Genomic DNA, 11137 nt, shown 5'->3' on the forward strand with positions numbered 1-11137 from the left:
GTGGCCCATGGGGGCCGTAGAGGGAACGCAGAGGACGCGCCGGGGGCGGTTCGTGCCCTGGACCTTGCTGGCGATGTGGCTGGTGGTGCTGGCGCTCGCCTCGCCGTTGGCCGGGAAGCTCTCCGGGGTGCAGCAGAACCGGAACGTCGACTATCTGCCCGCGAGCGCCGACTCCACCCAGGTCGCCGTGGTCCAGGACAAGCTGCCCGGCGGCGAGTCCACGGACATGGTCGTGGTGTACCACCGTGACGGCGGGCTGACCGGGGCCGACCGGCGCACCGCCGCCGCACAGATCGACGAGATCGCCGCCGCGCACAAGCTCAGCGCACAGCCGCAGGCCGTCCCGTCCAAGGACGGCACCACGCTGATGTACCCCGTCTCCACCACCGAGCCAGGTCAGGACAAGAAGGCCAAGAACGCCCTGGTCGACGACGTCCGTGAGATCGTCGACGGCACGGGCGGGCTGACGGCCGAGGTCGGCGGGTCCGCCGGACTGCAGGCCGACTCCGGCAAGGTCTTCGAGTCGCTGGACGGCCCGTTGCTCTACACCACCGTCGCGGTGGTCGCCGTGCTGCTCATCGTCATCTACCGCAGCCCCCTGCTCTGGCTCGTCCCCCTGGTCGCCGCCGGTGCCGCCGACTTCACCGCGATGGCGGTCGCCTACGGACTGCACACCTGGTTCGGCACCACCGTCACCGGCGCGAGCAGCGGCATGATGACCATCCTGGTCTTCGGCGCGGGTACCGACTACGCCCTGCTGCTGGTCTCCCGCTACCGCGAGGAACTGCGCCACATCGAGCGGCCGTACGACGCCATGCGCGCCGCCCTGCGCGGCAGCGGCCCCGCCGTCCTCGCCTCCTCCGGCACCGTCGCCGCCGGCCTGCTCTGTCTGCTGGCCGCCGATCTGAACAGCACCCGTGGCATGGGCCCGCTCGGCACCGTCGGTGTGCTCTGCGCGCTGCTGGCCATGACGACCCTGCTGCCCGCGCTGCTGGTCCTCCTCGGCCGCCGGGTGTTCTGGCCGCTGGTGCCGGCCTTCGGCAGCGAGCCGAAACAGCGGCGGTCGATGTTCGCGGCCATCGGCAGCTCGGCCGGCCGCCGACCGGTCACCGTGCTGATCACCGGCGCGGCGGTGCTCGGGGCCCTGGCGCTGGGCACCCTCAACCTCCAGGGCAGGATGAAGAACGAGAACTCCTTCGTCGGCACCCCGGAGTCGATCGCCGCCGCGCACACCCTGGCCGCCGCCTACCCGGGGCTCGGCAGCCAGCCCATCGCGGTGGTCGTGCCGTCCGCCAAGGCCGACCAGGCCCTCGAAGGGATCCGCGGTACCCGGGGCGTGGCCACCGCGGAGCCCCGCCGCAGCGGTGCCGGCTGGACCGAGATCGCGGTGACCGCCGACTCCCCGCCGGAGTCCGCCGGTGAGACCGCCACCATCCGGGCCCTGCGCTCCGGACCGGCCGGGCAGCTCGGCGGTCATGTCGGCGGGCCCAGCGCCCAGCTGATCGACCTCAAGGCATCCAACGCAGGTGACCGCGACATCGTCGTCCCGCTCGTCCTGGTCTCCGTCCTGCTCATCCTGATCGTCCTGCTGCGGAGCCTGATCGCCCCGCTGCTCCTCGTCGGCGCGGTCGTCGCCGTATGGGGCGCGGCGCTCGGCATCGGCGGGCTGGTCTTCGAGCCGGTGCTCGGTATCGAGGGCAACGACCCTGCCCTGCCGGTGCTGTCCTTCGTGTTCCTGGTGGCGCTCGGCGTCGACTACGGCATCTTCCTGATGCACCGGATGCGTGAGTACGCGCTGTCCGGCCTGGCGCCCGAGGCGGCGGCGCTCAAGGCGCTGCGCACCACCGGCGGTGTCATCGCCTCCGCGGGCCTGGTGCTGGCGGCGACCTTCTCGGTGCTGACCACCATGCCGCTGGCGTCGCTGGTGGAGATGGGCTTTGTGATCGCGGTGGGCGTGCTGCTGGACACCTTCCTCGTGCGGACCTTTCTGGTCACCTCGGCCGGCGTGGCGCTGGGCCGGGCGCTGTGGTGGCCCGGGCCGCTGTCCAAGGAACCGCCCGCGCGGGAGAGCCGGCCGGCTCTCCCGGTGCAGGAGTCGGCGGAGCTGCGCTGATCGCACCGACCGCGGCTGCCGGACCGAGGGACGTGGTCCCCGGGGTCCGGCAGCCGCGGCGATCGGGGAGGATGAAGGACGTGGTGACCGTGGGAGTACGCCCGGAGCGGCGCCGGCTCAAGCGGCCGACGCGGCGGGACTGGCTGACCTGCGCCGTCGTCGGCGCGCTGACGACGGCGACGGCGTTCCTCCCGCACAGCGACGGCAAGGTGACCGACGCCCTGGGCTGGGTGCTGGTGGCGGCCATGGTGCTGCTCACGGCGTGGCGCCGGCTGTACCCGCTCGGGGCGCTGCTGGCGCTGGTGCCCCTGCAGCTCACCTATCACCTGTTGGGCAACGCGCCCACGACGCCGGTGGTGGCCTCCATGCTCATCATCTACTCGCTGGCGGTGGCCGGCCCGCGCCGCCGCACGTTGGTCGTCGTCCCGACCCTGCTGGCGCTCGCCCTGACGATGATGCTCACCGTGAACGTGCACAAAGGTCTCGAGCTGGTCCGCACCTCCGGCTGGATCGTGGCGTGCACACTGCTCGGCGAGGCGGTACGGGTGCACCGCAGCTATGTGGGCGCCATCGTGGAGCGGGCGGAGCGGGCCGAGCGGACACGCGAGGAGACGGCCGCCCGCCGGGTCGCCGAGGAACGGCTGCGCATCGCCCGCGATCTGCATGATCTCCTCGCCCACAGCATCACCCTCATCGGCGTGCAGACCTCCGTGGCCGCGCATGTGCTGAACGCCGACCCGGCGCGGCTCGACCGCGCCACCCTGGCCCAGGCACTGGACGGCATCGCCGACACCTGCCGGGAGGCCCGGGGCGAGCTGAAGCGGACGCTGGAGGTGCTGCGGGCGGAGGAGGGCAGCGGACCGCCGCCGGGCCTCGGCTCACTGGCCGACCTCGGCAGGGCAGCCGAGTCGGCGGGGGCCGTGGTGTCCCTGTCCGTCACGGCGGACGGCGGGGTGCCCCCGGCGGTCGGGGCGACGGCGTACCGCATCGTCCAGCAGGGGCTGACCAACGCGGTCCAGCACGGCGGGCCCGCGGTCGGCGTCAAGGTTTCCGTCGTGCTGGACGAGGCGTCGTCGGCACTGCTGGTGGACGTCGTGGACGACGGCCCGGTCACGGACGGCCCGGTCACGGACGGCCCGGTCACGGACGGCGCGCTCACGGACGGCGCGGCCGCGGACCGGACGCCCGGCTTCGGCCTCGTCGGTATGCGGGAGCGGGCCCGCAGTGTCGGCGGTACGGTCGCGGCCGGCCCGCGGACCGACGGCCCGGGCTTCGCGGTCCGCGCGGTGCTGCCCTGCGCGCGGGCCGCGGAATGACGGGACCCCGAGACAGGAGAACAGGCCCATGACGGAGGTCATCCGGGTGGTGCTGGCCGACGACCAGCACCTCGTACGCTCCGCCTTCGCGATGCTCATCACCGCCACCCCCCATATGGAGGTCGTGGGCGAGGCCTGCCACGGCGGGGAAGCCGTGGAACTCGCCCGCACCGCACGGGCCGACGTGGTCGTGATGGACATCCGCATGCCCCGGCTCGACGGCATCGAGGCCACCCGGCGGATCGCCTCCGACGAGGACCTCGCCGGGGTGAAGGTTCTCGTCCTCACCACCTACGACACCGACGAGCACATCATCGAGGCCCTGCGCGCCGGGGCCTCCGGGTTCCTGGTGAAGGACACCAGGCCCCAGGACCTGCTCGACGCCATCCGTACCGTCGCGGCCGGCGAGGCCCTGCTCTCCCCGGGCCCCACCGCCCGCCTCATCGAGCGGGTCCTCAGACACCCTCCGGGCACCGTGCCCGCGCCGGGCCGGCCGGGGGCCCTGGGTGAGCTCTCGCCCCGCGAGCGCGAGGTCCTGACCCTGGTCGCCCGCGGCCTGAACAACACCGAGATCGCCGACGCCCTCGTCCTCTCCCCGCTGACCGCCAAGACTCATGTGAGCCGCATCATGGGCAAGCTGGGAGCGCGTGACCGGGCGCAGTTGGTGGTGCTCGCCTATGAATCCGGACTGATCGTTCCCGGCGGATCGGGCGGATCGGGCGGTGCGTGACGAACGCCCGGGACACCGGGAAGGACACGAGGGTTTCCGCCGGCGTCGTCCGCGGCCGGCTCCGGGACCCCGACCCGCCGGAAGCCGACCCGCGCCAGGCGCACCGGCCCGCGCAGCGCGAGGCGCAGGTCGTGCACGCCGGCGGCGGTGACCGCTGCGGTGAGGGTGGTGTAGTCGTACGGCCCTGATGTGGGCGGGTCCAGGGTGAGGGCGGTGCGGCGCGGGCCGCCGTCCAGGGAGAGTTCGACGGTTCCCTCGCCCGCCACCGCCATGCTCACCCGGGTGACCCCGGCGCCGAAGTCGCAGTCGCGGTAGATCAGTTCGCCGGTTCTGCCGGGGACCGCCGTCACCGCGTCGCCCGTCGTCCTCGTCCGGTCGACGATCTCGATGTCCGACTGCTCGTCGAAGTCGGCGGCGTCCAGGCCGTGTTCGCGGACCGGGCGCGGGCCGAGCGGCTCGCCCGCCAGGCCGAGGGTCGTCCGCAGACGGATGTCCTCGCTGGACGCCCCGGCCAGGAGCTCGTACCGGCCCGGCTCGATCCGGGCCCGGCCGTGTGCCACGTCCCAGAACTCGAAGGCCCTCAGCGGGAATTCGAAGGCCAGCTCGGCGGAGGCGCCGGGAGCCAGCCGGACGCGGCGGTGGGCGAGCAGTGCGCGGCGTGGGCGCGGGACGGAGGGTGCGACGGCGCGGGTGTAGAGCTGGGCGACCTCGTCCGCGGCCCGGGTACCGGTGTTGGTCACCGTGAAGGCGACCGTCAGCCGGTCGTCCCGCAGGCGCGCGGTGAGGCCGGCATAGGCGAAGGAGGCGTAGGACAGGCCGTGTCCGAAGGGGTACAGCGGGGTTCCCTCGAAGTACAGACAGGTCTGGCGGCTGCCGATGATGTCGTAGTCGAGCAGGCCGGGCAGGTCGGCGTCGTCCGCGTACCAGGTCTGGGGCAGGCGGCCGCCGGGGGAGACGTCGCCGGAAAGGACCCGGGCCAGAGCGGTGCCCGCGGCCTGGCCGCCGTGCGCGGTCCACAGGACGGCCGGGAGGCCGGAGGTGTCGACCGCGTAGGGGTACGAGGAGACCAGCACCAGCGCCGTGCGCGGGTTGGCGGCGCGGGCCGCGCGCAGCAGCCGCTCCTGGTGGGCGGGCAGGCGCAGGGTCGTACGGTCCTCGGTCTCGCGGCCGTTCAGATGCGGGTCGTTGCCCGCGAACACCAGGACCACATCCGCCCGGCGTGCCGCCCGGGACACCGCGTCCTCGCCCCGCTCGGTGAACTCCAGGGTGAAGACCTCGGCGTCGGCCGGGCTCTCCCCGGCGATCCTCACCCCGTCGGCGGTGACCGAGACATATCCGCCCGTTCCAGGATGCCTCAGGAGGTGCCCGTCGCCGTGCGGCTCCAGGCGGAACGTCTCCTGCACGACCCAGCCGCCGGGCTGGTCCGCGGAGGCGCGGACACGGCGGTCCTCGGCGACCGAGAGATAGCGGCCGTCGGGGGCGCGGAGGGTCAGCAGGCCCTCGCCCCAGTCGACGAGGGCGAGTTCGGTGCCGGTCGGGTCGGCGTCGAGCGGGGGCAGATCGGTGCGGCCGCGCAGCAGAGCCGGGTCCAGGGCGCCCTCGTCGCCCCGCGCCGCCTCGCCGTCCCCCGCTCCCGAGACCGCGGGCACTCGTAGATACAGACCGGCGGAGGTCCTCAGCCGTACCCGGTCCACGCCCTCCGCGAAGTCCACCCGGTCCGCGCCGAAACGCTCGTAGAGACCCTCCAGCGGGGTGGAGCGGTGCATCAGAGTGCCGCTGTACCAGTCGAGTTTGCACTCGTCGGCGAGGAGGCCGACCGCCGCGACATGTGTCCGCCGGCCGAGCGGGAGCAGGCCGTCGTTCTTGAGGAGCACCACCGCCTGCTCCGCCGCCTCCCGGGCGAGCGCCCGGTGGGCCGGGGAGTCGAAGTGCCCGGTGTCCGCGTACGGGTCCAGACGCGGGTCGAACTCGCCCAGCCGGAAGCGGACGGAAAGGTGGCGGCGGACCGCCCGGTCGATGTCGTCCTCGTCCAGCAGGCCCTGGTCCAGGGCGCCTCGGACCCGCGCCCGGATCGTCGAACCGTCCGTGCCGTGGTCGGTGAAGCTGTCCACGCCGGCCCGCAGCGCCGCCGCCGTGGCCTCCTCATGGGTGTCGAAGTAGTGCTCGGAGTCGACCAGGTTGGAGGGCGCGCCGGCGTCCGAGCAGACCAGCAGCTCCTGGTCGGTCCAAGTGCGCAGGGGTTCGCGCAGCTGGGGCGACACATGGTTGGGGCGGCCGTTGACCAGGTTGTACGCGGGCATGACCCCGGCCACGGCGCCCGCCTCCACCGTGTCGCGGAAGGCGCGCAGATCGTACTCGTGCAGTACCCGCGGACGGACGGAGGAGGAGGCGGTGTCGCGGTCGGTCTCGTTGTTGTGCGCCAGCCAGTGCTTGAGGACGGGGGCGGTGCGCCAGTACGTCGGATGGTCGCCGCGCAGCCCGCGGGTGTACGCCGTGGCGATCGCCGAGGTCAGCGCGGGGTCCTCGGAGAAGCCCTCCTCGTTGCGGCCCCACAGCGGATGGCGCAGCAGATTCACCACCGGCGCCCAGACATTGAGGCCGACACGGTCGTCGCGGGCCCGCATGGCGCGCGCCTCCCGGGAGACCGCCTCGCCGATCCGGCGCACCAGCTCCTCGTTCCAGGTCGCGCCGAGCCCGACGGCCTGCGGGAAGACCGTCGCCGGGCCCATCCAGGCCACTCCGTGCAGGGCCTCCTGGCCGGTGCGGAACGCGGCGATGCCCAGCCGTTCGACCGGGGGCGCGAACTGGTGGAGGAATGCGATCTTCTCGTCGAGGGTGAGCCGCTCCAGCAGATCGTCGATGCGCTTCGCGAACGGCAACCGCGGATCACGGAAGGGCGGCAGGGGCGGCGTCTCAGCGGTCACGCGGCGATCCTTAGGAGGGGAGTGGCGGGGCGCTTTCGAAGCGCTTCGATGCTCGATGGGGTGCGCCCGGGTGTCAAGACGGCCGACGGCAACACGGCCGTTTCCATGCGGTGGTTGCACGATTTCCGGGAAACGTCGAGGGTTTGGCACTCCCTCGAGGAATCTTGGAAGCGGCCCTTGTGTGCCCCCGGGTGTTCACCTACCCTCGCACCACATCGAAGCGCTTCGACGGCGGAGGAGACGCTTCGTGCACCCACCCTCCTCCGATGTTCGCCGTCGCTGCTCAACGGCCAGTTCCAGTCGAGACACCGCAGCCGACGGCCGTCGCCGGGTGTCCTGGTGTGCCACGAAGGGTTGACGCAATGACGCCGAACTCCGCTTCCGCCGCCCCGAGCCGGAGAAGCTTCCTCGCCTCCTCGGCGGTCGCCGCCGCCGCGGTCGCCGGCGGACTGCCGCTGCTCGCCGCCTGCGGCGGATCGGACGGCGGCTCGGGCGGGGGCACCACCTCGGGCAAGGACGCCAAGAAGCTGCTGCCGTCCTATGCGGCGAACAACGTCGTCACCCCCGACATCCCCGCCAGGAACGGCTCCGCCGTCGGCTTCACCGGCCCGCTCGACCTCGCCGGTCTGAAGACCTCCGTGCCGAAGAAGCTCGGCGCGGGCGGCAAGGTGACGATCATGTCGCCGTTCTGGGGCTCCCCGCCCAAGCAGGACAACGCGTACTACCGGGGGATGAACGACCTCATCGGCGTCGACGTCGTCTGGCAGAACCAGGACGGCAACACCTACGAGCAGAAGCTGGGAGCCGTCCTCGCCTCCAGCAGCGTCCCGGACGTCGTGGTGATCCCCGGCTGGAACATGGGCGGCAAGATACCCAGCGCGATCACCGGAAAGTTCGCCGACCTGGGCCCCTATCTGTCCGGGGACAAGGTCAAGAAGTACCCGAACCTCGCGGCGATCCCGACGGACGCCTGGCAGCGCTGCATCTTCGGCGGGAAACTGCGCGGCCTGCCGATGCCCGCCTCCTACGTCACGAACATCGTGCCCTTCTACCGCAAGGACATCTTCGACCGGGAGGGCTACCGACTCCCGCGTTCGGCGGACGAGTTCATGGCGCTGGCCAAGGACATCACCAATGCCCGGGCCAAGCGGTGGGCCTGCCTCGACATGAAGTGGACCGCGTTCAACGTCTTCGGGGTGCTCTCCGGCAGCGAGAAGCCGCTCGGCTGGGAACTCGTCGACGGCAAGCTGATCTACCGCGTCGAGACCCAGGAGTATCTGGAGGCGCTGGAATGGACCCGCAAGCTCTTCGCCGCCGGATACGTGCACCCCGACGCCGAGCTGGGCAAGAGCGCTCAGACCGACTCGGGGCCCAAGTTCGCGGCCGGTGAGTTCCTGATCTACAACGACGACATCTCGCAGTGGTACAGCCGCACTGCCGAACAGGCCGCCCAGAACCCGGACTTCAAGATCTCGGGCATGGACGTCTTCGGCCACGACGGCGGTGCCCCCACCCTGTGGGCCACCCAGCCCGCCAATATCTTCGCGTTCGTCAGCAAGAAGGCACCCGAGTCCGTCGTCCGAGATGTGCTGGCCGTCGCCGACGTCACCGCCGCGCCGTACGGCACCAAGGAGTACATGCTCACCAACTACGGGGTCGAGGGCACCCACTACACCGTCGAGAACGGGGTGCCCGTCAAGAACGACAAGGGCAACAACGAGGTCATCAACGCCTATGTCATGGTCGCGAGCCCCGCTGCGACCGTCGCCCACCCGGACTTCCCGGACGTCGCCCGGGCCCAGGTCGAGTGGCAGCAGCGGATGGGCGCCGTCACCAAGAAGTCCTCCTTCTACGGCATGCAGATCGCCGAGCCCTCCCGCTGGACCAATCTCTCCAACGACTTCGAACAGCTGGAGGACGACATCGTCCGCGGCCACAAGAAGATCAGCGACATGCAGCAGGCCGTCTCCGACTGGAGGAGCAAGGGCGGCGACCGGCTGCGCGACTGGTACAAGAAGCTCCTCGACGACAACGGCCCGGCGGCAGGCTGACCCGGACACCGAGGCAAGGAGACCGGCCGTGTCCCACAGCACGGTGCCTCGGAGCGGGACCGAGGCCGACGCGACGGAGAGGACACCGGTGGCGTCCGGCGGCGCCACCGGAACCCGGGACGACCGCCACCGGGGCAGGCTGAGCCTGCGGACCAGGCTCAGACGCGACCGTGTGCTGCTTCTGATGACGCTGCCGGCCGTCGTCCTCGTCCTGCTGTTCAACTACCTGCCGATCCTCGGCAACGTCGTCGCCTTCCAGGACTACGACCCCTACCTCAGCGACAACGGCGTCGTCTCCATCCTGCACAGCCCCTGGGTCGGGGTGGAGAACTTCCGGGCGATCTTCGCGGACTCCGCCTTCTGGAGCGCGATGCGCAATACGCTGATCCTGTTCTTCCTCCAGCTCGTGCTGTACTTCCCCGTCCCGATCCTGCTGGCGCTGCTCATCAACAGCGTGGTCAGGCCCCGGGTGCGGGCGGTCGCGCAGGCCGTGCTGTATCTGCCGCACTTCTTCTCCTGGGTGCTGGTCATCGCGGTGTTCCAGCAGCTGCTCGGTGGCGCGGGGCTGCTCTCCCAGCTGCTGCGGCAGCACGGCTACGACGGCCTCGACATCATGACCGACCCCACCACCTTCAAGTTCCTCCTCACCGCGCAGAGCGTGTGGAAGGACGCCGGCTGGGGGATCATCGTCTTCCTCGCCGCGCTCGCCTCGGTGAGCCCGGACCTCTATGAGGCCGCTGCGATGGACGGCGCCGGACGGTGGCGCCGCATCTGGCACGTCACGCTGCCCGCGCTGCGCCCGGTCATCGCGCTGCTGCTGGTGCTGCGCGTCGGCGACGCCCTCACCGTCGGCTTCGAACAGATCCTGCTGCAACGCGACGCCGTCGGACCGGGGGCCGCGGAGGTCCTGGACACCTTCGTGTGGTGGAACGGCGTGCGCAACCAGGACTTCGGCTACGCGGCCGCCGCCGGCCTGATCAAGGGTGTGGTCAGCCTGGGACTGGTCCTCGCCGCGAACAAGGTGGCCCATCTCATGGGCGAGCAGGGGGTGTACCGGAAGTGACCGCCGTGATCGGCAAGCCCCTACGGGAAGGACCGGGCCGTCGGGCCGCCCCGCCCCGGCCGGTGTGGGAGGAGACGCCCACCAGGGCCGGCCTGGCGGGCAAGGCGCTGGTCCTCGCCCTGGCCTGTCTGGCGATCCTCTTCCCGCTGTGGATCGTCGTCGTCACCAGCCTCTCCTCGCGCAGGACCATCGACGAGGCCGGCGGTCTGGTCATGGTCCCCAGGGGCATCACCCTCATCGCCTACCGGGAACTGCTCGGCGGCGGCCAGGTCACCCGCGCCGCGGTCGTCAGCATCCTGATCACCCTGGTCGGCACGCTGTTCTCGATGACCGTGTCCGTGCTGTGCGCCTACGGACTGTCCCGCACCGGCTCGCTCGGCCACCGCTGGATCCTGATGACGCTGCTGGCGACGATGTTCTTCAGCGCCGGCCTCATCCCCACCTACCTGCTGGTGCAGACCCTCGGCCTGACCGACACCTATCTCGCGCTGATCCTGCCCAGCGCGGTGAGCGTGTTCAACATCCTCGTGCTGCGCGGCTTCTTCATGAACATCTCGCCGGAACTCGTCGACAGCGCCCGGATCGACGGCGCCGGCGACCTGCGCATCCTGTGGGCGATCGTCATGCCGCTGTCCCGCGCCGTCCTCGCCGTGATCACGCTGTTCTACGCCGTCGGCTACTGGAGCGCCTGGTTCAACGCGTCCCTGTACCTCAACGACCAGAGCATGCTGCCGCTGCAGAACGTCATGATCCAGCTCGTGCAGAAGCAGGAGGCCCCGGTGGGCCTCGCCCAGTCCATCAAGACCGGCCAGCTGTCCGGGCTCGCCGTGCAGATGGCGGTCATGGTGATGGCCCTGCTGCCGGTCGCCGTGCTGTCGCCCTTCGTCCAGAAGCACTTCAGGAAGGGCATGCTCATCGGCGCTGTGAAGGGCTGACGTCA

Annotated in this window: 7 protein-coding genes; 6 read left to right on the plus strand and 1 reads right to left on the minus strand. The window is 71.4% G+C overall.

Annotation, left to right across the window (positions count from 1 at the left end; all coding sequences use genetic code 11):
* The first annotated feature begins 7 nt into the window (after window positions 1-7).
* From CP978_RS24455 to CP978_RS24465, 3 genes are all read left to right on the plus strand, one after another.
* Window positions 8-2113: an MMPL family transporter gene (locus tag CP978_RS24455; protein WP_107070443.1), complete on the plus strand. Its 2106-nt coding sequence runs from the start codon at window positions 8-10 to the stop codon at window positions 2111-2113.
* A gap of 71 nt (window positions 2114-2184) precedes the next feature.
* Window positions 2185-3429, plus strand: coding sequence for a sensor histidine kinase (locus CP978_RS24460; RefSeq protein ID WP_079162290.1), 1245 nt, complete (start codon window positions 2185-2187; stop codon window positions 3427-3429).
* Window positions 3430-3457: 28 nt separating this feature from the next.
* Window positions 3458-4159, plus strand: coding sequence for a response regulator (locus CP978_RS24465; protein WP_043444318.1), 702 nt, complete (start codon window positions 3458-3460; stop codon window positions 4157-4159).
* On the opposite strand, the gene CP978_RS24470 is transcribed toward CP978_RS24465, so the two are convergent.
* Window positions 4105-7083, minus strand: a complete 2979-nt coding sequence (locus tag CP978_RS24470) for a glycoside hydrolase family 3 C-terminal domain-containing protein (protein ID WP_079162291.1) — start codon at window positions 7081-7083, stop codon at window positions 4105-4107. The two genes, CP978_RS24465 and CP978_RS24470, sit on opposite strands and share 55 nt — an antisense overlap.
* Before the next feature lie 362 nt (window positions 7084-7445).
* On the opposite strand from CP978_RS24470, the gene CP978_RS24475 reads away from it, so the two are divergent.
* From CP978_RS24475 to CP978_RS24485, 3 genes are read left to right on the plus strand one after another with little or no spacing between them, the layout of a single operon-like run.
* Entirely contained in the window at window positions 7446-9134 is a 1689-nt protein-coding gene (locus CP978_RS24475; RefSeq protein ID WP_043444320.1) for an extracellular solute-binding protein, read from the plus strand.
* Between the two features lie 28 nt (window positions 9135-9162).
* Window positions 9163-10197, plus strand: coding sequence for an ABC transporter permease (locus CP978_RS24480; protein WP_043444322.1), 1035 nt, complete (start codon window positions 9163-9165; stop codon window positions 10195-10197).
* Window positions 10194-11132, plus strand: a complete 939-nt coding sequence (locus CP978_RS24485) for a carbohydrate ABC transporter permease (RefSeq protein WP_043444324.1) — start codon at window positions 10194-10196, stop codon at window positions 11130-11132. The genes CP978_RS24480 and CP978_RS24485 overlap by 4 nt, the downstream gene beginning before the upstream one ends.
* Window positions 11133-11137: the final 5 nt, after the last annotated feature.

Source organism: Streptomyces nodosus (assembly GCF_008704995.1).
In the GTDB taxonomy this organism is placed as follows: Bacteria; Actinomycetota; Actinomycetes; order Streptomycetales; family Streptomycetaceae; genus Streptomyces; species Streptomyces nodosus.